The organism is Ottowia sp. VDI28 (genome assembly GCF_049532675.1).
In the GTDB taxonomy this organism is placed as follows: domain Bacteria; phylum Pseudomonadota; class Gammaproteobacteria; order Burkholderiales; family Burkholderiaceae_C; genus Ottowia.
Window position 1 is genome coordinate 3,227,273 of sequence record NZ_CP149820.1, and the last position, 23,098, is coordinate 3,250,370.

At 63.6% G+C, this 23,098-nt stretch carries 24 protein-coding genes and 1 pseudogene; 16 read left to right on the forward strand and 9 right to left on the reverse strand.

The window, feature by feature from the left end:
* The first annotated feature begins 3 nt into the window (after positions 1 to 3).
* The 6 genes and pseudogenes from WJU18_RS15280 to WJU18_RS15305 all read left to right on the forward strand — a co-directional run bounded on the left by WJU18_RS15280 (position 4) and on the right by WJU18_RS15305 (position 3,258).
* On the forward strand, positions 4 to 207 hold the full coding sequence (locus WJU18_RS15280; protein ID WP_423460850.1) for a CoA transferase: 204 nt from the start codon (positions 4 to 6) through the stop codon (positions 205 to 207).
* Positions 144 to 1,202 (forward strand): CaiB/BaiF CoA transferase family protein, encoded by a 1,059-nt coding sequence (locus tag WJU18_RS15285; RefSeq protein WP_423460851.1) that lies wholly within the window; start codon positions 144 to 146, stop codon positions 1,200 to 1,202. Before WJU18_RS15280 ends, WJU18_RS15285 begins: the two co-directional genes overlap by 64 nt.
* Positions 1,203 to 1,250: 48 nt before the next feature.
* Positions 1,251 to 1,424: pseudogene (locus WJU18_RS15290) on the forward strand (GntR family transcriptional regulator); the annotation flags it as partial.
* Positions 1,425 to 1,525: 101 nt separating this feature from the next.
* The gene (locus tag WJU18_RS15295) at positions 1,526 to 1,966 is read left to right on the forward strand and encodes a UTRA domain-containing protein (protein WP_423460852.1); all 441 of its coding nucleotides are present in this window, start codon (positions 1,526 to 1,528) and stop codon (positions 1,964 to 1,966) included.
* A 60-nt stretch (positions 1,967 to 2,026) separates the two neighbouring features.
* Entirely contained in the window at positions 2,027 to 2,827 is an 801-nt protein-coding gene (locus tag WJU18_RS15300) for an enoyl-CoA hydratase/isomerase family protein (protein ID WP_423460853.1), read from the forward strand.
* An 80-nt stretch (positions 2,828 to 2,907) separates the two neighbouring features.
* Entirely contained in the window at positions 2,908 to 3,258 is a 351-nt protein-coding gene (locus WJU18_RS15305) for a hypothetical protein (RefSeq protein WP_423460854.1), read from the forward strand.
* Positions 3,259 to 3,308: 50 nt separating this feature from the next.
* On the opposite strand, the gene lysS is transcribed toward WJU18_RS15305, so the two are convergent.
* Positions 3,309 to 4,859 carry a lysine--tRNA ligase gene (gene lysS, locus WJU18_RS15310; protein WP_423460855.1) on the reverse strand — a complete coding sequence of 517 codons (1,551 nt, stop codon included), beginning with the start codon at positions 4,857 to 4,859 and terminating at the stop codon, positions 3,309 to 3,311.
* Positions 4,860 to 5,056: 197 nt separating this feature from the next.
* Between lysS and WJU18_RS15315 the strand changes: the two genes are divergently transcribed.
* Genes WJU18_RS15315 through WJU18_RS15330 form a run of 4 tightly spaced genes read left to right on the forward strand, consistent with a single transcriptional unit; the run spans position 5,057 to position 9,082 of the window.
* Positions 5,057 to 6,385, forward strand: coding sequence for a lipopolysaccharide biosynthesis protein (locus tag WJU18_RS15315; RefSeq protein WP_423460856.1), 1,329 nt, complete (start codon positions 5,057 to 5,059; stop codon positions 6,383 to 6,385).
* Complete coding sequence (locus WJU18_RS15320; protein WP_423460857.1) at positions 6,382 to 6,984, forward strand: acyltransferase; 603 nt, start codon at positions 6,382 to 6,384, stop codon at positions 6,982 to 6,984. Before WJU18_RS15315 ends, WJU18_RS15320 begins: the two co-directional genes overlap by 4 nt.
* The gene (locus tag WJU18_RS15325; protein ID WP_423460858.1) at positions 6,981 to 8,036 is read left to right on the forward strand and encodes a glycosyltransferase; all 1,056 of its coding nucleotides are present in this window, start codon (positions 6,981 to 6,983) and stop codon (positions 8,034 to 8,036) included. Before WJU18_RS15320 ends, WJU18_RS15325 begins: the two co-directional genes overlap by 4 nt.
* On the forward strand, positions 8,033 to 9,082 hold the full coding sequence (locus WJU18_RS15330) for a glycosyltransferase family 2 protein (protein WP_423460859.1): 1,050 nt from the start codon (positions 8,033 to 8,035) through the stop codon (positions 9,080 to 9,082). The genes WJU18_RS15325 and WJU18_RS15330 overlap by 4 nt, the downstream gene beginning before the upstream one ends.
* A gap of 194 nt (positions 9,083 to 9,276) precedes the next feature.
* Here the strand turns inward: WJU18_RS15330 and WJU18_RS15335 are convergent, their stop codons facing one another.
* A complete protein-coding gene (locus WJU18_RS15335) occupies positions 9,277 to 9,717 on the reverse strand; it encodes a DoxX family protein (RefSeq protein ID WP_423460860.1) in 441 nt (146 codons plus the stop codon).
* 112 nt (positions 9,718 to 9,829) lie between these two features.
* Here WJU18_RS15335 and WJU18_RS15340 point away from each other — a divergent pair, with 112 nt between their 5' ends.
* The 3 genes from WJU18_RS15340 to WJU18_RS15350 all read left to right on the forward strand — a co-directional run bounded on the left by WJU18_RS15340 (position 9,830) and on the right by WJU18_RS15350 (position 13,677).
* Positions 9,830 to 10,990, forward strand: coding sequence for a DegT/DnrJ/EryC1/StrS family aminotransferase (locus WJU18_RS15340; RefSeq protein ID WP_423460861.1), 1,161 nt, complete (start codon positions 9,830 to 9,832; stop codon positions 10,988 to 10,990).
* A 6-nt stretch (positions 10,991 to 10,996) separates the two neighbouring features.
* Positions 10,997 to 11,608, forward strand: a complete 612-nt coding sequence (locus tag WJU18_RS15345) for a sugar transferase (protein WP_423460862.1) — start codon at positions 10,997 to 10,999, stop codon at positions 11,606 to 11,608.
* A gap of 146 nt (positions 11,609 to 11,754) precedes the next feature.
* Positions 11,755 to 13,677, forward strand: a complete 1,923-nt coding sequence (locus tag WJU18_RS15350; protein ID WP_423460863.1) for a polysaccharide biosynthesis protein — start codon at positions 11,755 to 11,757, stop codon at positions 13,675 to 13,677.
* On the opposite strand, the gene WJU18_RS15355 is transcribed toward WJU18_RS15350, so the two are convergent.
* Positions 13,595 to 14,227: an LON peptidase substrate-binding domain-containing protein gene (locus WJU18_RS15355; RefSeq protein WP_423460864.1), complete on the reverse strand. Its 633-nt coding sequence runs from the start codon at positions 14,225 to 14,227 to the stop codon at positions 13,595 to 13,597. The genes WJU18_RS15350 and WJU18_RS15355 overlap by 83 nt on opposite strands.
* Positions 14,228 to 14,292: 65 nt before the next feature.
* Between WJU18_RS15355 and WJU18_RS15360 the strand changes: the two genes are divergently transcribed.
* The 3 genes from WJU18_RS15360 (at position 14,293) to msrA (ending at position 16,287) form a co-directional block, all read left to right on the forward strand.
* Positions 14,293 to 14,859, forward strand: a complete 567-nt coding sequence (locus WJU18_RS15360) for a YggT family protein (protein ID WP_423460865.1) — start codon at positions 14,293 to 14,295, stop codon at positions 14,857 to 14,859.
* 170 nt (positions 14,860 to 15,029) lie between these two features.
* Positions 15,030 to 15,521, forward strand: coding sequence for a peptide-methionine (R)-S-oxide reductase MsrB (msrB, locus tag WJU18_RS15365; protein WP_423460866.1), 492 nt, complete (start codon positions 15,030 to 15,032; stop codon positions 15,519 to 15,521).
* An 88-nt stretch (positions 15,522 to 15,609) separates the two neighbouring features.
* A complete protein-coding gene (gene msrA / locus WJU18_RS15370) occupies positions 15,610 to 16,287 on the forward strand; it encodes a peptide-methionine (S)-S-oxide reductase MsrA (protein WP_423460867.1) in 678 nt (225 codons plus the stop codon).
* Here msrA and accD read toward each other — a convergent pair.
* The 6 genes from accD to WJU18_RS15400 form a co-directional block, all read right to left on the reverse strand.
* Entirely contained in the window at positions 16,284 to 17,156 is an 873-nt protein-coding gene (gene accD, locus WJU18_RS15375) for an acetyl-CoA carboxylase, carboxyltransferase subunit beta (protein WP_423460868.1), read from the reverse strand. The two genes, msrA and accD, sit on opposite strands and share 4 nt — an antisense overlap.
* A 51-nt stretch (positions 17,157 to 17,207) precedes the next feature.
* A complete protein-coding gene (gene trpA / locus WJU18_RS15380; protein ID WP_423460869.1) occupies positions 17,208 to 18,017 on the reverse strand; it encodes a tryptophan synthase subunit alpha in 810 nt (269 codons plus the stop codon).
* Positions 18,014 to 19,297: a tryptophan synthase subunit beta gene (gene trpB, locus WJU18_RS15385; RefSeq protein WP_423460870.1), complete on the reverse strand. Its 1,284-nt coding sequence runs from the start codon at positions 19,295 to 19,297 to the stop codon at positions 18,014 to 18,016. Before trpB ends, trpA begins: the two co-directional genes overlap by 4 nt.
* Positions 19,298 to 19,382: 85 nt before the next feature.
* Positions 19,383 to 20,111, reverse strand: a complete 729-nt coding sequence (locus tag WJU18_RS15390; RefSeq protein ID WP_423460871.1) for a phosphoribosylanthranilate isomerase — start codon at positions 20,109 to 20,111, stop codon at positions 19,383 to 19,385.
* The gene (gene truA, locus WJU18_RS15395) at positions 20,108 to 20,890 is read right to left on the reverse strand and encodes a tRNA pseudouridine(38-40) synthase TruA (protein ID WP_423460872.1); all 783 of its coding nucleotides are present in this window, start codon (positions 20,888 to 20,890) and stop codon (positions 20,108 to 20,110) included. The genes WJU18_RS15390 and truA overlap by 4 nt, the downstream gene beginning before the upstream one ends.
* A complete protein-coding gene (locus WJU18_RS15400; RefSeq protein ID WP_423460873.1) occupies positions 20,887 to 23,076 on the reverse strand; it encodes a FimV/HubP family polar landmark protein in 2,190 nt (729 codons plus the stop codon). Before WJU18_RS15400 ends, truA begins: the two co-directional genes overlap by 4 nt.
* Positions 23,077 to 23,098 lie beyond the last annotated feature (22 nt).

Genomic DNA, 23,098 nt, shown 5'->3' on the forward strand with positions numbered 1-23,098 from the left:
GACATGTCATTGTTGGAAGGCGTGCGGATCCTGTCCGTGGAGCAGTACGGGGCCGGTCCATTTGGTACCGCGTATCTGGCTGCCATGGGCGCAGAGGTCATCAAGATTGAGCAGCCGGAGGAGGGGGAGATGTCGCGCGTCACGTGGGGCCCTACTTCGACCGCCAGTTGCCGGACAGCAATCAGAGTTTTTTCTTCCATAGCCTGAACGCCGGCAAGAAAAGCGTGGGCTTGAACCTGCGCGAGCCGCGAGGCCGGGAAGTGTTGCGCCGCCTCGCCGCGCACAGCGATGCCTTGCTCAACAACATGCGTGGGGACGTACCGGAAAAACTGGGCCTGACCTACGCGCAACTCGCGGAGGTGAATCCGCGTCTCGTCTGTGCGCACTTGAGTGGCTATGGGCGGCAGGGTGAGCGTGCGCATTGGCCCGGCTACGACTACCTCATGCAGGCCGAAGCGGGGTATTTCAGCCTGACCGGTGAGCCGGACGGACCCCCTTCACGCATGGGGCTCTCCATGATCGATTACATGACGGGTGTCGTCATGGCGCTGGCCCTGGTCAGCGGTGTCATGGATGCGCGCCGCACAGGCCAAGGCAGCGACGTTGATGTGTCGTTGTTCGATGTGGCTCTGCACAACCTGAACTACCTGGGATCCTGGTATCTCAATGCGGGTGCGCAAGCCCGGCGGGAACCGCGCTCAGCGCATCCCTCGCTCGTGCCATGCCAGCTTTACCGGACGGCGGATGGCTGGATCTATCTCATGTGCAACAAGGAAAAATTCTGGGGAGAGTTATGCAAGTGCATAGGGCGGCCGGAATGGGCCTCCGATCCTCGCTATGCGCGCTTCGACAACCGGTTGCAGCACAGGGACGAGCTCACGGTGCTGCTGGACGGTGAGTTGAGCACCCGCACGACCGCTGAATGGATGGTGGATTTCGGTGGTAAGGTGCCTGCTTCTCCTGTACTGTCCATGCAGCAGGCTCTGGATAGCGAATTCGCACAAGGTGACGGCCGTATCGAAACGCTCCGCGACGGGAGCGGCCACGGCGTCCGCCTGTTGCGCAACCCCGTTCGCTCGTCAAAGCCCTGTGCCGCGCCCGGCATGGCTCCGCGCTATGGGGAGCACACCGATGGAGTATTGGCCGCATGCGGCTTCAACGCCGAAGAAATTTCGGCCTTGCGGGCGGACGGCATCGTCTGATCGTTTAACCTAGATTACATGGCTCAACGTGGAAGTGGGTCGCAATATATGCGGCTCGCGGAGCATCTGCTCCAGCAAATCAAGGACGGTACCTACCAACCCGGGGATCTCCTGCCTTCGGAAGCGGCCCTGTGCCAGCAATTCGAGATCAGCCGGATCACCGCCCGAGGTGCGCTGAAAGAGCTCGAGATACGCGGCATGGTGTCGCGCCGCCCCGGCGTTGGCACGCAGGTTCTCGCAGCGCAAGCACAAGCGCCTGTTTTCGCGCACGCGGGGGGAGCGTCGATGATGTCCTGCAATTCACGCGCGGCGTTCCGTTCAAGTTGCAGTCCATCGAAGAGATCACGGTGTCGCGCGAGCTATCGCTGTCGTTGGATCTGCCGGAGGGGCAGCGTTTCGCGCGCTTGCATGCGCTGCGGCAGATGCCTGATGGGCAGCGTCTGGTGGCGGGTGATCACTATGTGCCCGCCTTGCTTCTGCCTCCACGCGCCACGCTAGACAGTCTGGACAGCTCCCTGGCCCAATGTGTGGCGGATTTCAACGGCGATTCGATTCTGACCATCCGCCAGCAGATCGGCGCCTGCCTGCTGAGCGGCGAAGACGCGCGAGAGCTGGACCTGGAGCCTCGTTCGGCGGCCGTCTGCTCCCGCCGTTGGTACGCCGGCCGTGGCGACAGGCTTTTGCTGTTGTCCGTCAGCCTGTTTCCCGCTGACCGGTACACGTTCAATTCAGTACTCGTGCGGCACGAGGGGCACTCTCCTTGAACTGGCGCACATGAATCCCGGCGTTTTCTGGCACTGCGATCTCATCCTTCAAAACTTCCTATGAGCAACTTCCCTTCCTACGAGACCCTCGAACCTCAGCCGCATGGCGCGCACATCGTGCAGATCACGCTGAACCGCCCGGCGGCATTGAATGCGCTGAATACGCAGATGGCTCGCGATCTGCTCGATGTGGTCACACGCATCACAGTGGATCCCGGGGCTGTGCGCTGCGTGGTACTGACCGGCGCCGGCGGCAAGGCATTTTGTTCGGGTGGCGATCTCAAGGAGCGCGACGGCATGACCCGTGCCCAGTGGGAGGCTCAGCATGAGCTGTTCGAGCGAACGTTCATCGCGATGATGGAGTGCCCTACGCCCATCATTGCCGCAGTGAACGGGCATGCCTACGGCGGAGGGCTGGAAATGGCTCTATGCTGCGACTTCATCTATGCCGCGCGCGGCGCCCGGTTCGCGCTCTCGGAAGTCCGGCTGGGCATCATGCCGGGCGGCTGCGGCACCCAGAATCTGGCGCGGGCCGTGGGGGAGCGGCGGGCCAAGGAGCTGATTCTCTCGGCCAAGGCATTTTCTGCCGACGAAGGCCTGCTCTGGGGGGCTTTCAACGAGGCCTGCGAGGCCGGAACCACACTGGCCGCCGCTGTGGCCACCGCACAGACCATTGCCGGCAACGCGCCGCTGTCAGTTCGCCAAGCCAAGAAATCCATCCACTATGGCCTGCAGGCGGATCTGCTCACCGGGTACCGCTTCGAGATCGAGGCCTATAACCGGCTGGTTGATACAGAGGACCGGCGGGAAGGCGTTCGGGCCTTCAACGAGAAACGCGCACCTGTGTTTCAAGGGCGTTGAAAGGTTGGGGTAGTCCGATTATTCCATTAGTATTCATTTGAACTTCGGGCCATTGACCCTATCTATACTGTATGAACGAGATGCCTTTCCGACAGTTACCTCCGCCTTACGCCCGTGGTTCCAGCGGTACGCTGGAGCGGATCGTTGCGCGCGTGATTGGCGTGGCGATATGGGCCATGCTGGCGCTCATGGGGCTGGTGTTTGCCATCAGCCTATTTATCTGGCTGGTGGTGGCCGTGGTGGCCAGCCTGTTTACCGGACGGCCGGCCACGGTGACGTTGCTGTGGCGCCGCTACCGGGATATGACACGCCAGCGCTGGCCTGGCCGCCAGCAGGCTGCCAGCAACACGCCCCGTGCCGATGCCGCCAGCGCTACGGGTGAATCGGCTCCTGTGCCCGTGCAGGACGTTTCCTGGCGCGATATTCCCTGAACTCCCGAGAACAGCGTGCCCACGATTTCATCGTGAGCACGTTCTGAGGATCAGACCTCGCGCCGAAGGGCCGGGAAGAGGATCACGTCGCGGATGCTGGGGGAGTTTGTCAGCAGCATCATCAGGCGGTCGATACCGACCCCGCAACCACCTGTGGGCGGCATGCCGTATTCGAGCGCCCGCACGAAATCCGCGTCGTAGTACATCGCCTCGTCATCACCTGAATCCTTCGAGGCGACCTGGGCCTGCAGGCGGGCCGCCTGGTCCTCGGCATCATTCAATTCGCTGAAGCCGTTGGCCATTTCGCGGCCGGTGATGTAGAGCTCGAAGCGCTCGGTTACCTCGGGCCGGGCATCGTTGGCGCGCGCCAGCGGGCTGATCTCGGTGGGATGCTCCATGATGAAGGTCGGCTCCCAGAGCTTGTCTTCCACGGATTCCTCGAAGTACAGCACCTGCAGCGCGGGCAGGCTGCGGCTGGAAAGCCTGTCTTTTTCCTCGCTGAGGCCGAGCTTTTTCAGGCGGGAGGTCAGTTCCGCAGGGTCATCCACGCCAGCGCCAATATCGGTATGGGCAAGAATCGCCTCGCGGATGGTCATGCGCTTGAAAGGCTGGCTCAAGTCGACTGCGCGGCCCTGATACTCCAATTGGAGGGTGCCGGCGGCTTTCTGGGCGGTGTCGCGGAGCAGGCTCTCCGTAAAATCCATCAGGTCAAGGTAGTTCCAGTACGCGGCATAGAACTCCATCATGGTGAATTCAGGGTTGTGCCGTACGCTGATGCCTTCGTTGCGGAAGGACCGGTTGATCTCGAACACGCGCTCGAAACCGCCGACGATCAGGCGTTTCAGATACAGCTCGGGCGCGATGCGCAGGTACATGTCCTGCTCCAGCGCATTGTGGTGCGTGATGAATGGCCGGGCGTTGGCACCGCCGGGAATGGGGTGCAGCATGGGGGTTTCGACCTCCATGAAGCCATTGCCGCTCATGAAGGAGCGCATGGCCGACAGCGTCTGGCTGCGGGCAACGAAGCGGCTGCGGGCGGCCTCGTCCATGATGAGGTCGACGTAGCGCTGGCGGTACTTCAGTTCCTGATCCTGCATGCCGTGGAACTTGTCCGGCAGCGGACGCAGGCTCTTGGTGAGCAGGCGGAGGCTGGTGGCATGAATGGAGAGTTCGCCTGTCTTGGTCTTGAACACGTGGCCCTCGGCCGCGACGATGTCGCCCAGATCCCAGTGCTTGAAGGCGGTATAGGCATCCAGGCCCACGTCATCGCGGACGATGTAGATCTGGATGCGGCCGGTGGCATCTTGGAGCGTGGCAAAGCTGGCCTTGCCCATCACGCGCTTGAGCATCATTCGGCCGGAAACGCTGGCCGTGACTTTCTGGCCTTCTGCAATGGCAGCCTCGAAGGCCTCTTTTTCAATGGCCCCATGGGCCTCATGCAGCTGCGCCGCCCGATCCTTGGGTTTGAAATCGTTGGGGAAGGCGACCGCGCCACCTTGTGCTTGTACCTCGCGCAGGGCCTTCAGCTTTTCGCGGCGCTCGGCGATGAGTTTGTTTTCGTCTTGTTCGGGAGCGGTGGCGGATACGGTGGGTTCGGACATGGTCTGAGAATTGGGTAAGCGCGCGCGGGATAATCGCCCGCAGGTAAACCCCCAATTTTAGGCGCCGTCCGCCATTCCATGTTTTTGGCTTTACGTACTCCGTGTTTCTGGCCACGCCGCAGGCCCTCGCTCCAACCCTCTCCTACCCATGGGAGAGGGGGCCGAACGCTTGGAAATCGCATGGGGGAGGCCGCTGCATGACAGGGCGCCCGCCCACGCTTTTGCGGGCCATTCTCACGCTGCTGACGGGCGGCGCGCTGGCTCAGCTTTTGCCGCTGTTGCTGGGGCCGCTCATCGCCCGGCTGTTCACGCCGGAGGCCATGGGTGTTTTTACGCAATTCAGCACCGTGGCTGCCACGCTCGCTGTAGCGGCCTGCCTGCGCTACGACTGGGCGCTGCCCATGGCCCGGCGCGACGAGGAAGCGCGCGCGTTGCTGGCGTTGGCGTTGCGGATTGCCTTGGTCATGGCGCTGCTGTGCATCCCGGTGGCATGGGCCCTGCACGCATGGGGTTTGTTGCCCTTGCCCGTGCTTTTGCCGCTGGCCGTGGTGTTCTCCGGCCTGCTGCAGTTGCTGATGATGTGGGCCAATCGCGCCCAGCGCTTTCACGCGCTGGCCATCAGCCGGGTACTCCAATGGGGAGGTGCTGCAGTGGCGCAACTGGCATTGGGGTATTGGCTCTGGCTTGGCGCCAAAGGCGAAGCACTGGGCAGCGATGCGGCATGGGCATTGGCCGTGGCGCCACTGGCGGCCCAGGCGCTGGCGGCGCTGTGGCTGTTACGCCCGTCGCCCTTGGGCGGATGGCGGAATGTGCTGCTGCCGGCTACCCGCGAGTTGCGAGGCGCCATGCGTGCCGCGGCGCAGCAGCACCGCGATTTCGCGCTCGTGAATACGCCGCATGCTTTTCTGGGCACGCTGCAGGATGCTCTGGCGGTGGCATTGCTGGTGGCCTGGACGGGCGAGGCGGCGGCTGGCTTCTGGGGGTTGGCGCTGCGCTATCTGAAAGCGCCGGCCACACTGGTGGGCGCCGCGGTGTCGCAGGCGCTCTACCCGCGCCTGGTAGCCGCGGCGCCGGCCGAGGCGCGCCGCATGGTCCGGCAAACGATGATGTTGCTGGGGCTGCTCGGGTTGGCGCTCATGGTCTTGCTGATGGTGGCTGGCCCGTGGCTGTTCGCTCTGGTGTTCGGCCCGGCCTGGCGCGAAGCGGGCGAGTTGGCGCGTGCGCTTTCTCCCTACATTGCCGCGCATTTCGTTGCGGCCCCCCTGGCCGTGGTTACCATGGCCTGGCAGGCGCAGCGTTGGGCATTCCGTTGGGCGCTGGTGGGGCAGGCTGCCTTTGTCCTGGCGCTGGCGTTCGGCTTGCGCGGCGGTGGCTTGCAGGGAGGCGCCTGGGCTGTTTCCGGCGTGATGATCCCGTATTTCGGGTGGTACTTCTATCGGCTGGCACGCTGGCCGCGTATTCCAGAGCCGGTAACGGGCCACGATGCAGCTCAAGGAAATCTTGAGCGGGGAGGTGATCTTTCATGACTGGGGTTCGCGCATGGCTGAATCGCTGCCGCAGGTGGCTATGGCACAAGCTTTTCTTTCGCATTCTGTTTGGTGAACGCAGCCATGGCCAGGCGTTGCCGGACACCCGCATATCGCCCAGCACCTGCATAGAGCACGAGGCCTCCCTGGAACTCGGGGATGACGTATTCATCGGCCACTTTAATTTCATCGAGGCCAGCGCGGGGGTGCGTATCGGCCGCGGCACGCAGTTGACGAACTTCATCAGTATCGTGACGCACAGCACGCACCGCAGCGTGCGTGTGGCGGCGCAGCTTTCAGGCCAGGATCTCGCGGAGGGGGGCACCGCGGTGGTCCGTGCGCCCATTGTCTTGGGGGAGCGCTGTTTCATAGGCCCGCACAGCACGCTTGAAGCAGGCACTGCGCTTGGTCACGGCACCCTGGTGGCGGCGCACAGCCGGGTGCGCGGGGTGTTTCCTGATTTTGCAGTCTTGGCCGGCTCTCCTGCCCAAGTGGTGGGCGATACCCGCGACGCCGATGCCCGCTGGCTGGCTGGCCATCCGTCCCTGCAGCAGGCCTATGACCGCTGGCGCGCCACTCTGGAGACACAAGGGTCATGAAGCCTCATCTGTGCCTGTTGGGCGATGCGAACAGCGTGCACGTGCAGCGCTGGGCCAAGGAGATGCTCGCGCGCGGGTGGCGGGTGTCGGTGGTCACGGCCCGCCCGCAGCCGATCGAAGGGGTTGAGCAGATGGTGCTGCCGCCGGTGGGCCGCTCAAGGGATTGGCTATGGCGCGTTGCCGCCGCACGCCGGGCTGTGGCTGAATTGAAACCCGACATCGTGCATGCCCACTATGTGACGTCTTACGGTTATCTGGCTGCCCGTTGCGGCAGGCAGCCAATGGCGATCACCGCGTGGGGAACCGACCTGCTGGTCACGCCTCGGCGCAACGCACTGCTGCGCTGGCTGACCGGTTGGAGCCTGCGCCGCGCGAGCTTGGTGACGGGCGATTCGCCTGGTTTGCTGGCCGTGTCGAAAGCGCTGGCGCCGCAGGTGCCTACGCTGCTGGTGCATTGGGGGGTGGAGCGCAACCGCTTCGCGCCCGTGCCCTGGGGAGCAAAGCCTGCTGCCGAGGCCGTGAGCCTGCGCAGTTGGGAGCCCAACTACCAAATTGACCTGATCTTGCGGGCCTTTGCCAAGGTGCATGCCGGCCGTGCGGATGCCCGGTTGCACCTGCTGGGCGGTGGCAGCCAGGAAGCGGCCCTGCGCGCGCTGGCCGCAGAACTCGCGCTGGGGGACGCGGTGCAGTTTCACGGCCGGCTGGATGATGCCGGCATGGCTGCTGTACTGGCGCGCTGCAAACTGTCGATCAGCGTACCTGAGAGCGATGCGACCTCGGTCTCGGTGCTGGAAAGCATGGCCTGCGGGCTGGTCGTGATTGCCAGCGACTTGCCTGCCAACCGTGATTGGATTGCCCATGAAGCCTTGGTGCCGGCCGGTGATGCAGAAGCGTTGGCCGCGTGCTGGAGTGCGCTGTTGAAGAGCGATGGACGTGCCGCCGAGTTGGGCGCGACCAATGCCGGACGCATCGCCCGCGATGGTGACCGGCGCGTGCAGATGGACGTCATGGATGCGGCTTACCGCAAATTGTTGAGTGACTTTCGCAAATGAATGAGATATCGGCGTGCTCTTCGGACACAGGTGAAGCCCGCCTGATCAGCGCGATGGCCCCGTGCCGCAACGAGGTGGCCGCCATCGATGCCTTCTGCGCCTCGGTGCAAGCGCAGGAGTTGCCTCCAGGTTGGCATCTGGAATTGTTGGTGGCCGATGGCATGAGTGACGACGGCACGAGCCTCAAACTGGCTGAATGGGCGGAACGCGTGCCATGGCTGCGTCTGATAGACAACCCAGGCCGCATCGTTTCCACTGGCCTCAATGCGGCTCTGGCGCAGGCGCGGGGGGAAGTCATCGTGCGCCTGGATATCCATACCGAATTCGCGCCTGACTACGTGGCCGAGTGCCTGGCCGCCTTGCGGCGCAGTGGCGCCGACAACGTGGGCGGCCCCTGGGTGGCGCGAGGAAAGGGCGCGACGGGCCGGGCTATCGCGGCGGCGTTTCAGAGCCGCTGGGTGGTGGGCGGCGCCCGTTCGCGTGACAAAGCGTACGAAGGCGAGGTCGATACGGTCTACCTGGGGTGCTGGCCGCGTGCCAGCTTCGGCCGTTTTGGCGGTTTCGATGAAAACCTGGTACGTAACCAGGACGATGAGCACAATCTGCGCATTCGTCTCAAGGGAGGGCGGATCTGGCAGAGCGGGCGTATCCGCTCCGCCTATCAGCCGCGCGATTCTCTGGCGGCGCTGTTCCAGCAGCAGCGGCAGTACGGTTACTGGCGCCCCTTTGTCATGCGAAAACACGGGCAGCCGGGCTCTCTGCGCCAACTGGTGCCCATGGCTTTCGTGGCCGCTTGCCTAGTGTCCGTAGTGGCGCTTCCCTGGACTTGGGGGCCTTTCGCGGTATTGGCGCTGATGTATGGGCTGTATTTGGCCGGCGCATCCGGGCAGGCGGCGCAGCAGGCGGGCGATCGAGGCCTGCTGGCGCGTTTGCCGGCAGTGATCGCGGCCTACCAGGTGGGCTACGGTGTAGGCACCTGGCAAGGGTTGTGGGATTTGATGTGGGGCCGCCGTGCGGGTGCATCGCACACCCGTTTGACGAGATGAGCGTGCCAGCGGGCTCTTTCCCGGAGAGGTCTTAGAGCGTGTTCATAGTCTCCTCGCGGGTCCGTTGCGCCCGAAAAACCGCGTCTGCCGCGTTGAAAATACTCGCGATACCACGAGGTATCCCTGCGTTTTTCGCCTTGCATCCACGATTTTTCGAACACAACGCCCCTCGCGCCGAGACTTTGAACACGCTCTTAGAACTCCCGCTTCAACTGGCGATCGACGGAGAACGCACCGCCGCCGCGCACGAACAGCAGGAAAGTCATGGCAGCCCAGAGGATGGATTTTTCCGAGCCTCCCAAACCCTGCGACTGCACGATCCAATGGAAATACACCGTGACCAGCAGCACGATGGTCGCGGCCAGCGCGGCCGGGCGCGTCAGCAACCCCAGTACGAGAAGAATTCCGCCGATGAATTCCGTGGCAGCCAGCAACACAGCCCATAGCGGACCGGGCGCGAAGCCCAGGCCTTCGACCATGCCCACCAGCTTCATCGGATCCTGGATCTTGGGCCAACCATGCATGGCCAGCAGTCCGCCGGAAACGATGCGCAGCAACGCGTAAGCCACGCCGTCAAGGGCGCCATAGAGTTTGCCCAGCGGTGGAACGATCAAGGAAGAAGAGGAATGAGACACGTTGTAATTGCCTAGGATTGAATAAAGACGCCTGCATTGACCGCCTCTTCGGCACAAAGTTCATGAAGCTTTGTTCAATACAGATTTTCTTAAGAAGCGACAATCCAGCGTTATGACGCAAGTTTCTCCTTTCATTCCCTTTGCCCGGCCGGATATCGGCGATGCCGAGATCGACGCCGTTGCCCGCGCCATGCGGTCGGGTTGGGTCACCACCGGCCCTGAAACACGCGCTTTCGAGCAGGAGTTTGCGGCGTATCTCGGAGGCGGAGTCCAGGCGATCGCTGTCAATTCGGCCACAGCGGGCCTGCATTTGGCCCTGGAAGCTCTGGGGATCGGCCCAGGAGACGAAGTGATCGCGCCCTCGCTGACCTTCACCGCCACTGTGGAGGTGGCCCGCTACCTGGGGGCGGATGCGGTGCTGGTGGATAGCGATCCGGTGACTTTGAACATCGATCCGGCCAAGATGGAAGCCGCCATCACGCCCAAGACAAAGGCCATCCTGCCCGTACATTACGGCGGGCTGGCCTGCGATATGGCCGCCATCCATGAAATCGCGGGCAAGCGCGGCATACATGTCGTGGAGGATGCGGCCCATGCGTTGCCGGCCACGCACCAGGGCACACTCATCGGCCAGTTGCCGAGTTCGGCCACCGTATTCAGCTTCTACGCCAACAAGACGATGACCACCGGCGAGGGTGGTATCGTGGTGACGAAGGATGAGGCGCTGGCTGCCCGGATGAAGGTGATGCGCCTGCACGGCATCAGCCGGGACGCGTTCGATCGTTTCACCAGCAAAACGCCCGCCTGGTATTACGAGATCGTGGCGCCCGGCTTCAAGTACAACATGACGGACATGGCCGGCGCCCTCGGGCGCGTGCAGTTGGCGCGCCTGCCGTCTTTTGTGCAACGGCGCAGGCTGTTGGCTGACCGCTACCTGACTGAATTGCGGGACCTGCCGCTGATACTGCCCGCCGATGCGCCTGCGGGGGAAACCCATGCCTGGCATCTTTTCGTGCTGCGTTTGTCAGAGGCCGCCCAAGTCACGCGCGACGAGGTGATCGAGCGCCTCAGCGGGATTGGTATCGCGACCAGCGTGCACTATGTGCCGCTGCACCGCCAGCCGTACTGGCGCGACCGGTACGGGCTGAAGCCAGAGATGTTTCCCGAAGCCGAATTGGCTTACCAGCGCATGTTCAGTATTCCTCTCTTCACCGCCATGAGCGACGACGAGCAGGCACGTGTGATTGCCGCACTCAAGGAAGTGGTGCGCTGAACCGGCATGGCCTCCACTGGTTCCGCCATTGTCAAGCGCGCCCTGGATCTGGGGCTTGTGCTGGCCGTGCTGCCGTTGGCGTTGCCTTTGATGGCTGTGATTGCACTATGGGTACGCCTGGATTCGCCCGGTCCCGCGCTGTTTCGGCAGGAGCGTGTGGGGCAGGGCGGGCGTCTGTTTCGTATCCATAAGTTTCGCACCATGCAGGCACGGAGCGGCCCGGGGCCGGAGGTCACAGCCGCGGGCGATGCGCGCATCACCCGGGCAGGCCGCTATCTGCGGCGCACCAAGCTGGACGAGTTGCCGCAACTGATCGATGTACTAAAGGGCGACATGAGCCTGGTAGGGCCGCGGCCCGAGGTGCCGCGCTACATGGCGATGTACCCGCAAGAGGCGCGTCAGCGCATCCTGTCGGTGCGGCCGGGCATCACCGACCGCGCGGCCATTGAGTTCAGGGATGAAGAAGGTTTGCTGGCGGGCAGCGATGACCCGGAAGCGGCCTACGTGCAGCGTGTCATGCCCGTCAAACAAGCTTACTACCTGGATTACGTCGCGCGGCATAGTGTGGCGGGGGACGTGCGTATCTTGTTCGATACGCTGAAAGTGCTGCTGAAATGAAGCCCCCTGAGTCGCTGACGCGCCTTCCCCCGGGGGGACGCACCCAGCGGCCTGGCAGAGCCAGCTCCGCGGGTGCCCGCGTATGGCCTGCTCCGCGGCCTTTCGAATTTTTGTGTTCCTGCAAAAACGGCATCAACGTTGACCTCATGCTAACCAAGCTACGTCGCACCCTCATCAGCAAAAGCTGGCTGCCGGATCTGGTGCTTATTGCGCTGGCCTGGTGGGCCGCGTTCTGGTTGCGCTTCAATCTCCGGCTGCCGGCGGCCTACATCGAAGATGCTGTGCTGACCACTCCCATTGCACTGGCCTGCATGGCTTGCGGGCTGGTGGCGATGCGCGTGCCGCGCCAGTCGTGGCGCTATGTCAGCCTGGCCGACCTGCGCCGGCTGGCCATTGGCGTGGCTCTGGGGGCGCTGTTGACCACCGCCGCGGTCATGGGGCTGCGGGTGACCGGTTTTCCCCGTTCCGTATTTCTCATCAGCGCGTTGTTGTCCCTCGTGTTCCTTGCGGGCGCGCGCGCTACCTGGCGCACCCTGATGGAGCTGACCCACATCTCTACAGCCGGTGCGCCGGGCGCACAGCCGTTGCTGGTGGTCGGCACGTTGGAAGAGGCCGATCAGGCCCTGCGGACCCTTAAGGGGGCAGCCGGCTGGCAGGTTTGCGGCGTGGTATCGCCAGACGCTCAGGATGCGGGCCGTACCCTGCAAGGGGTACCCGTGCATGTGGGAATCGGGCAGCTTGCCGAAGTGGCACAAGCCGAGAAAGCGGGTACGGTACTGCTGGCCAGTCCACCGGGGGCCGAATTGCGTCGTGAGGTGCTGCTGCGCTGGTCCGGCTCGGGGCTGGCGCTGCTCACGCTGCCCAGTGCGGATGAATGGCTCAGCCCTGGCGCCACCGCACTGCGCAAGGTGCGGCTGGAGGATTTATTGGGCCGTGCACCGGTGCAGCTGGATACGCACGGTTTGTCGGCTTTGCTTTCCGGTCAAACGGTCATGGTGACCGGTGCAGCGGGGTCCATCGGCTCCGAACTGTGCCGGCAGGTGGCGCGCTTCGGCGTGGCCCGGCTGGTATGCGTAGACCAATCCGAATATGCCGTGTACCGGCTGGAGCAGGAGTTGCGCCGGAGCTTCCCGAACATGCAAGGCGTGTACCTGACTGCCAGTGTGCGGGAGCCGGAGCGCCTGTTGGCGATTGCCATGCATTTCAGGCCTGTCGTGGTATTGCACGCCGCGGCGTACAAGCACGTCCCGCTGATGGAGCAGGGCAATGAGGTGGAAGCGCTGCACACCAACGTGCTGGGGACGCTGCACGCCGCGCGCGTGGCCGCTCAGGCGGGGGCTCAGCGCTTCGTGCTGGTGTCCACGGACAAGGCCGTGAACCCCACCAATGTCATGGGTGCCAGCAAGCGTCTGGCGGAACAGGTGGTGCAGGCGGTGGCGGCGCAGTTCACCGGTACGCAATTCGTTTCGGTGCGCTTTGGAAACGTACTGGGCTCCAGCGGCTCGGTAGTGCCGCTTTTCACGGCGCAGATCGAGCAAGGCGGGCCGGTAACGGTGACGCACCCGGAAATCGTGCGCTACTTCATGACCATTCCCGAGGCCGCCCAATTGGTGCTGCAGGCGGGCTTGATGGGGCGCTCGGGCCAGATCTTCGTGCTCGACATGGGGGAGGCGGTGAAGATCGCCGAATTGGCACGCATGCTCATCCGCCTTTCAGGAAAATCGGAGGCTCAGGTTCCTATCGTGTACACAGGCCTGCGCCCTGGTGAGAAGCTCTATGAGGAACTGCTGGCCGACGATGAGACCACGGAACCCACACCACACCCCAAGCTGAGGGTAGCCAAATCAGGCGTTCAGGGCGTGATCAGCCTGGCGGAGATCGAGGCTGGCATTGCGGGTATCGGCGTGGCGCCCCAGGCGGCCGAAGTGCGGAAAATGCTGAGCCAATTCGTGGCCGAGTACCGGCCCGGGCGATCCGACACGGAGGTTACATTCCCGTCCGCGTCAGAATATCCGCCACCAGCTCCAGGCGCAAAAGAGGGTTGTCCAACGCCATCAGGCGTTGCTTGAGCTCATTTTTCAGAGGCAGCAGCTCGCACCAGCGGTTGGCGACCCAACCGCAGTCCTGGTAGGTGCCTGGGCCGTCAGTACCGCTGTCCGCGCTGATGGCGCCACGCTCGCGCAGCGAGGTGCGCACCTTCCGCAGCGCCTCCGCCGTGTGCTTGAGATCGTCCGGAATGGGTACGGCCGAGTCGTCTGACAGCAGGGTGACATCGGCCACCCAGAGCCCATGCTTGAGCCGCTCCTGCCTTTCGATGCGAAAGCGCTGGCTGCCCTTACACTGCACGATAAACAGACCGGCCTGCGGACGCTCCAGCGTGGTGATGTGCGCCAGCGTGCCGATGGCATCCAGTTGCTCATGCGGTGCACCCGCCACCTGCACTTCGTTGCCTTGCTGCAGATTCACGACGCCAAACGGGGCGTCAGCCCTGTGGCATTTGTCGATCAGGTCCAGGTAGCGAACCTCGAAAACGCGCAAAGGCAACTCTCCGCCCGGAAACAGGACGGTGCCCAAGGGGAACAGCGGCAGGGAGTTCAGTGTGAGCGGTTGGTCGGGCATGATTGGCATATTCTGATTTTGGTCCATCTGTATCGCTATGATCGTGCAGATAACCTTATTGGCTGATGTTCTACCAAATCATTTCTTTTCTGCTGGAAGTGGCCGCCACCTTGATAGGCGGCGCCTGCATATTGCGCATGTACATGGGGTGGCGCCGCATGTCCATGGCCAACCCGGTGGGGCGCTTCGTGCTCGCGCTCACCGACTGGCTCGTGCTGCCCCTGCGCCGTATCGTGCCTCCGCGCGGGCAGCTGGATGCGGCCAGCCTGTTGGGGGCGTGGCTGCTCAAGCTGGTGCAGTACACCATGATTCTGCTGTTGCTGGGCGGCCATGCGTGGGGCGTGCTGCCTGTGCTGGCCTTGCTGGGGGTGGCCAAGCTGGCTGTTTCGGTGGCCACCGCGGTGGTCTTGGTGTCCGTCATTCTGTCGTGGGCACCCAACCGAAGCCTGATCAGCGATGTATTCGAGCGCTTGAGCGAACCTTTGCTGGCTCCGCTGCGCCGCATCATTCCGTTGATTGGCGGACTCGATCTTTCGCCGCTGGCGCTGCTGGTGGTGCTTCAGGTCGTGAGCATCATTCTGGGAAGCGCCCAGGCGAGCCTGCTGGGTGGAACCATGGTCGGCGTGGCCTAAGAACGTGTTTACGATCGAAGCGCGGCGCTTGCTTGCGGCGGTGGCCTGCGGCCAGAGTTATCACAATAATTTGAATTCTCCGTGAGGACTGCGGGATCAGGCATGCCTATGCTTGTCCTTGGAGCACGCTCTTATGGCCCCACCCAGGTCACCGTGCTCAAGGAGATTTCATGTCCACTCGCCGCCATGTTTTGTTTTCCGCGGGCGCCGGTCTGACGGCACTCTTTGCCGGCCTGGCCTCGCGCCGTACGGCCGCTGCAGGCACTACCGAGGCCTTCGAAATCCGCTACAGCGACGCCGAATGGCGCGCCCGGCTCACGCCGCAACAGTACGCGATCCTGCGTCAGGAGGGCACCGAGCGGCCCGGCAGCAGCCCCTTGAACAAGGAGCACCGGCCAGGTATGTTTGCCTGCGCGGGCTGCTCCCAGCCTTTGTTTTCCTCGAAGACCAAGTTCGATAGCGGGACCGGCTGGCCAAGCTTCTGGCAACCGCTGGACAAGGCGGTTGGCACGCGTACGGACCGAACCTTTGGCATGGCGCGTACGGAAGTCCATTGCGGACGCTGCGGCGGTCATCTGGGCCATGTATTCGACGACGGACCACCGCCGACCGGCTTGCGTTACTGCATGAACGGCCTGTCATTGGTTTTTAAAGCTGCCTAAGATCGTAAACACGTTCTGAGGGGAAACTGTGATGAGAACGCCCACCCGTACTTCCAACTCCGTCTTTCGCCGCCATGCATTGGCGCTCATGGCCGGCAGCGCGGTGCTGCTCGGCACCGGCTTTGCTTGGTGGAATACCGCGCGGGCCGCCGAAGCGGCCGTGAAGATTCCGCCGCCCGCGCAGGACATGCCGCTTGCTGAGCAGGGGCCTCAAAAAGCTGTGTTTGCCGGTGGCTGCTTCTGGGGTGTGCAGGGCGTCTTTCAGCACGTCAAAGGCGTGCAGCGTGCTGTATCGGGTTATGCTGGAGGGGCTGCGCCGGCCACCTATGAAATGGTCAGCCGCGGCAATACGGGCCATGCGGAATCGGTGGAAATCACCTACGATCCCGCGCAGATCAGCTATGGCACGCTGCTGCAGATATTCTTTTCGGTCGCGCATGATCCGACCCAGTTGAACCGGCAGGGGCCGGACACCGGTACGCAGTACCGGTCAGCCATTCTTCCCGCCAATGCGGCGCAATCGAAAGTGGCCCAGGCCTATATCACCCAGCTCAACACCACGAAGTTGTTTGGCAAGCCCATCGCGACGCGGATTGAGGAGAAGGCGAGCTTCTATCCGGCAGAGGCTTATCACCAGGACTACCTGACCGAGAATCCGCGCAACCCTTATATCGTGATCAACGATCTACCGAAGGTGGAAAACCTCCAGCGGTTGTTTCCAGATCGCTACCGGAGTGAGCCGGTGCTGGTGAAGTCTCGGGGTTAACTCACCGCATCAGCGGGTTGGCGCTGCAGCATGGCGAGCACCTTCGCGATTTTTTCTCGCAGTTCCCGGCGGTCGCAAATGAAATCGACCGCGCCTTTGGTTTGCAGGAACTCGGCGCGCTGAAAACCTTCGGGCAGCTTCACCCGCACCGTGTTCTCGATCACGCGGGGCCCGGCAAAGCCGATCAATGCCTTGGGCTCGGCGATCACCACATCGCCCACGAAGGCGAAGCTGGCCGAAACACCGCCGGTTGTGGGGTCCGTCAGTACGCTGACAAAAGGCAGGCCTTTCTTGGCCAGCCGGGTGAGGGCCGCGTTGGTCTTGGCCATCTGCATTAGGGACAGCAGACCTTCCTGCATGCGCGCTCCGCCGGTAGCTGTAAAGCAGATGAAAGGCACTTTCTGTTCGATAGCGGTTTCAACCCCGCGCACGAAACGCTCGCCCACCACCGACCCCATTGAGCCGGCCATGAAATCGAATTCGAAAGCGGCGGCCACCACGCTGATCGAGTGGATCGCTCCGCCCATGACGACCAGCGCATCGGTTTCGCCGGTGTTTTCCATGGCTTCCTTGATGCGCTCGGTGTATTTGCGGCTGTCCTTGAACTTGAGCGCATCCACCGGCACCACTTCCTGCCCGATCTCGTAGCGGCCCTCATTGTCCAGGAAGACATTCAGCCGCTCGCGCGCGCCAATGCGGTGGTGGTGGCCGCAATGGGGGCAGACATTCTGGTTTTGTTCCAGATCGGTCTTGTAGAGCACCGTTTCGCACTCAGGACACTTGATCCAGAGGCCCTCGGGCATCTGCCGGCGCTCAGCGGCGTCGGATTTCTGGATTTTCGGAGGAAGAAGTTTTTCAAGCCAGCTCATGGAGATTCCTTGCGTGCAAGAACGTATTCACGATCTTCTGAAGTAGGGGGATTATGCGTCCAGCGCCGTCCGGATACCGCGCAGGAAGTCTGCGGCCACGGCGGCCACCCGCTCGTGGGGCTGGTCTTCTATGAGCTGGATCAGGCGGGTGCCGATGACCACGGCGTCGGCGATGCGCCCGATGGTCTTGGCGGTGTCCGCATCGCGGATGCCAAAACCCACGCCCACCGGCACATGCACGTGCTGGCGGATGCGCGGCAGCATGCTTTCCACTTCCGCCGTGTTCAGCGCTCCAGAGCCGGTCACGCCTTTCAGCGACACGTAGTAGACATAGCCGCTCGCCACCTGCGCGACCTCTTTCATGCGCTGCTCGGTCGAGGTGGGTGCCAGCAGGAAGATGAGATCGATGTGATTGGCTTTGAGCTTCTGGGCGAACTCCACGCACTCTTCAGGCGGGTAGTCCACCACCAGCACGCCATCGACGCCCGCCGCGGCGGCGTCCTTGATGAAGGCATCGGCTCCGTGTTTCTGGTCGTAGCGCTCGATGGGATTGGCATAACCCATCAGCACGACCGGGGTGGTGGCATCCTTGTCGCGGAAAGTCCTGACCATGGCCAGGACCTGCTTGAGGCCGATGCCGAGCGACAGCGCACGGTCGCCCGCTTTCTGGATCACGGGGCCGTCCGCGCTGGGATCGGAAAAGGGCACGCCCAACTCGATCACGTTGGCGCCCGCCGCCACCATGCCGTGCATCAGTGCGGGCGTGATGTCGGCGTAGGGGAAACCGGCCGTTACATAGGGGATCAACGCCTTGCGGTTGTCCTTCTTCAGCTTCTCGAAGGTGACCTCAATGCGGCTCATGCTTTACCTCCCTTCGCGGAGGGAATCCCCTTGACGACATGGCCGCGCATGGACGGCCGGTCATAGAATTCGGCGCCGTCAAGGTCGGCCACGGTGCCGATATCCTTGTCGCCACGGCCTGAAAGATTGACCAGGATCGATTGATCCGGCCGCATGGTGGGGGCAAGCTTCATGGCGTAGGCGAAGGCGTGGCTGGATTCCAGCGCGGGGATGATGCCTTCCGCGCGGCAAAGGTGGTGGAAGGCGGCCAGCGCCTCGGCATCCGTTGCGCCCACGTACTCGGCGCGGCCGATATCCTTCAGCCAGGCGTGCTCGGGACCGACGCCAGGGTAATCGAGCCCGGCGCTGACGCTATGGGTTTCGGTGATCTGGCCGTTGTCGTCCTGAAGGATGTAGGTACGGTTGCCGTGCAGCACGCCGCTGGAGCCGCGCTGCAGGCTGGCCGAGTGCTTGCCGCTGTCCAGCCCTTCGCCGGCGGCCTCCACGCCGATCAGGCGCGTGTTTTCATAGGGAATGTAAGGGTGGAAGATGCCCATGGCGTTGCTGCCGCCGCCCACGCAGGCGATCACGGCATCGGGTTGCTGGGCGGCAATTTTCTGTGCGGCCAGCATCTCGGGCATCTGGGTCAGGCATTCCTGGCCGATCACGCTCTGGAAATCACGCACCATGGTGGGGTAGGGGTGCGGGCCAGCCACAGTACCGATGATGTAGAAAGTGTTGTCCACGTTGGCCACCCAGTCGCGCATGGCTTCGTTGAGCGCGTCCTTGAGGGTCTTGCTACCGGATTCAACAGGCACCACGGTGGCGCCCAGCAGCTTCATGCGGTAGACGTTCGGGCTTTGGCGCTTGACGTCTTCGCTGCCCATGTACACCACGCATTCCAGCCCGTAGCGGGCGCAGATGGTGGCGGAGGCCACGCCGTGCTGGCCGGCGCCGGTTTCGGCAATGATGCGCGGTTTGCCCATGCGTTTGGCGAGCATGGCTTGGCCGATGACGTTGTTGATCTTGTGCGCGCCGGTGTGGTTGAGGTCTTCGCGTTTCAGGTAGATCTGCGCGCCGCCGAGCTCGCGGCTGGTGCGCGCGGCGTGATAGATGGGCGAGGGGCGGCCTACGTAATGGGCCAGTTCATACTGGAATTCGGCCAGAAACTCAGGATCGTTCTGATACTTGGCGTAAGCATCCCGCAACTCGTTGATCGCGTAAGTCAGCGTTTCGCTGACGAAGCTGCCGCCATAGGGACCGAAGTGGCCGGAGGCATCGGGTTGATGATAGGTAGACATGGGAAGTATTCTTTGAATGGTGGCAAATGAAGGTGGCCTAAGCGGCAGTCTCTTGGGCCGTCTCTTGATTTGCTGCTGAACCGGATTATTCGTGGTGGGCGTCTGCTGCCTGCACGGCGGCGACGAACTGCCGGATCTTGCCGGCATCCTTGATACCCTTGAGCGGCTTGCCGTCGGGGCCATCGGCTTCGACGGCGGAGCTGACGTCAACCGCGAGCGAAAACCCGCATCCGCGCAGCGCGCGAATGCCGCCGCCCACGTTTGCAGGTGTGAGCCCACCAGACAAGACGAGGTGAGCATTGACGCTTGGTGGCAGAAGTGACCACTGAAATGCCTTGCCGCCTCCGCCGTACCCCTCGACTTCGGCGTCGAGCAGGATGGCTTGGGCGAGATGAAAGTCCTGAGCGAATTCTACCAAGTTGAAACTGCTCGCCCCAGGCGGCGGGTTCAGGGGGATTCGCGCCGCGCGCAGCCAGGGGCGGCCGCAGGCGCGGGCAATGGCTTCGCAGTGCGCTGGGGTCTCGTCGCCGTGAAGCTGCAGGGTAGTAGGTGCCGCCATGGCGCAATCGGCTGCGATCTGCTTGGCGCTCTCATTCACGTAGAGGAGCACGGAACTCACGAAAGGGGGAAGCCGGCGGATCAGCTCGGCTGCCCGTTCGGCGCTCACATGACGAGGGCTTTTCGCGTAGCGTACGAAGCCAATCGCGTCCGCGCCGGCGGCAACCGCGGCGTCGACGTCTTCCTCACGGGTGAGGCCGCAGATCTTGATGCGCGTCCGTGAAGCTGGTTTCGGTGGTGTCTGGCTCTGGCTCATGGAAGCCAATCATACGCAGCTGTTCGCTCCGGCAGCCCCCATTTTGAATCATAGAGAGGGCCGAGGAAATAAAGGCCGTCGGGAGCGAACGTGGGGGCTGCTGCATCCCGGTCGCGCGCCTGCAGCACCTCATGCATCCACCCGGGGGGCCTTGAACCCTGGCCGACAGCGATCAGGCAGCCCATGATGTTGCGGATCATGTGGTGCAGAAAGGCATTGGCCTCGAAGTCGAAGCGCCAGTAGGCGCCGCGCCGCGAGATGCCGATGTGCTGCATATGCTTGATGGGCGACAGCGCCTGGCAGGCTGAAGCCCGGAACGAGGTGAAATCATGCTCGCCAATCAGCAGCGCCGCTGCCCTGCGCATGGCGTCGCCATCGAGCGGACGGAACACCCAGCCGGCACGGCCGGTGTCCAGGCTGGGGCGTACGGGGGACTCCAGCAGGATGTAGGCATAACGGCGGGCGAGGGCGCTGGCGCGGGCGTGAAACTCCGGTGGTACTTCACGGGCCCACTGGACCGCGATGTCCTGCGGTAAAAAGCGATTGGTGCCGCGCACCCAGGAAAACTCTTCGCGGTTCAAGCCGGTATCGAAGTGCACTACCTGCATCAGGCCATGCACCCCGGCATCTGTGCGGCCCGCGCACAACGTGGCTACGGGCCCGGTGGTGAAAGCCGCCAGCGCGGCTTCCAGTTTGTCCTGTACCGTGAGTCCGCTTGGCTGGCTTTGCCAGCCCTGGTAGGCGCGCCCGTCGTAGCTGACGCCGAGCGCAAGCCTCAACTCAGCTCGCTCAGGAAACGCTCGGCTCGCGCCTTGAGCGGGCCAGTGGCCTCGGCCACGACTTCCTTGATCAGGCTGAGCGCACCCTCAGTATCTCCGATGGCATGGAATTCCTGCGCCAGCGCCAGCTTGGTGCTGAGTGGATCATCGTCAGCGTCATCAGGCTGCTTGGTGTTGCGGTCGCTGGAGCGCAACGTGGGATCAACTGACAGGGCCTCCAGATCGAACTCGATCATGCCGGAGTCTGCCGCGGCCTTGCTGGGTTCAGGTGTCGCCGGCAACACCGCTGGAGTTATGGCTGGCGCATCGAGGTCAAAATCCAGCGACGGCATGTCAGGAGGCAGCATGGGCGCTGGCTCCGCGACCGGGGAGCGGGGTGTTTGGCGTGCTGCGGCGGCAGCTCCAATGGCACTCCCTGCGACACCGGCGGCCGCAGCCGCCGCGCCAAGACTGGCAGGGAGGCTGACGGCTGGCGTGACAGGCGCAGAGGTGGCAGGCTTGGCCGGAGGGCTGGCTTTCAGCAGCGCGTTTTCAAGATCCAGGTCCAGTGACGCGAGATCGGGTGGAAGGTCTTTCTCGTCGAGCAAGCGGGCCGGCATCGGCGCGGTGTCGGGGCCTGGGTCGCGTGCTGCTGCACCAGGTTTGTCTGGCGTGAAGATGTTCCCGGTCGCGTACAGCGCGTTGGCTGGGTCCAGTGACTTGCCGAGATCGCGGATATGGCTCCAGTCGGGGCCGGCACCGTTAGTAATCACGCGGGCTTCGGTGGCCATGGCTTCGAGCGCCCTGGCATCACGTCGCTTGGCGTAGATTTCCGCCAATTTCCGATAGATGGAGATGCGGCCAGGATGAGTGCGCAGGGCTTCCTTGAGGATTTCTTCGGCTTGCATGTCGCGGCCGTAGGCCAGGTACACATCGGCCTCGGCCACTGGATCGACGTCGCCAGCCGTATCAATCTGGCTTGGCGAGTAGATCATCGACGACTGATTGCTGCCCCGCGAGGCGCCGCGCTGATGGGTGTCCACATGTTGGCCGCCACTGGCCCCGAAGAAAGAGTCGCCGCCTGGGCTTTCTTCCAGGGTGCTGTCGAGTGCGCTCTCCGCATTCTTTTTCTGGCGGGAACGATAGAAGCCATATCCCAGGAGCAGCGCCAGCAAGCCCGCGCCAGCCACCGGCAGTAGCGGGTTCTCGGTGAGCGAATCAAGAAACGAAGGCTCGGGTACAGGAGCAGGCGCTGGTTTCTTCGCGGCGGGTTTGGCCTTGGCTGGGGCGGCGCTGGCAGCAGCCACCGTGGCGGAGGCGGCTTCCTGGGCTGCCGAGGCGGCGGCTCCGGCAGAGGAGGCTGCAGCCACCGTGGCGCTCGCCGCCGATGCTGCAGTGGGGGCGGCCGCCACGGCCACGTCAGCGCTGGCGGCCGGTGCGGCACCCACAGGTACATTGACGGATGGCGCCGGAGAGGCTGCGGCGCTCGTGGCTGAGCCCGTGGCCGCACTGGCTGCGGCAGAAGCACCGGGCGCTCCTTGCAGGCGTGACAGTTCGGCGATGTTTCTGTTCAATTCGGCGATGCGGTCGCCCTGTTCCTGCGCTTGCCGCGACTGCGCCATACCCGATTCCGAAGCATTAGCCGCCGACGCGGTGCTGGCAGCTCCTTTTGACAGAGTCAGCCGATCGGGGCTGGACGGAGCGGAGGAGCCCTCTTGAACGCGAGCGGCCACGCGGCCTGAGGCACTGCGTGTGGCGGCTTCCACCTGTGTTTGCGGAGTATTCTGTGCCAGCCCCCTGCGGTAAGACTGGAAATCACGGCTGTTCGCTACCACGGCGCGGCGTGCAGCGGACCGCGACAGGGCGCTGGCCTGCTCGGCGCTGGGCATCTCCAGGACAGCACCCGCCTTCATGAGGTTGACGTTGTTGCGGATGAACGCGTTCGGATTGGCGCGCAGCATCGCGATCAGCATTTGGTCAAGCGACACGCCTTCAGGCAAGTGGCCGCTGGCAATCCGGTAGGCGGTATCCCCACGCTGCACCAAGACCTGCTCTCCGCCACCCGAAGCGGCGCGGGATTGGGCAGGGTCGGCGGAGCGCCGACCCTGAGCGCGGGAGGGCGTGCTGGGCGTGGTCTGTTCGGCGACCGGCGGTCTTACGACGGGCCGGGAGGGTGATGGCCTGACAGGCTCGATGTTGGGTTGCACCTGGGGCGTTGGGGCTGCCGCA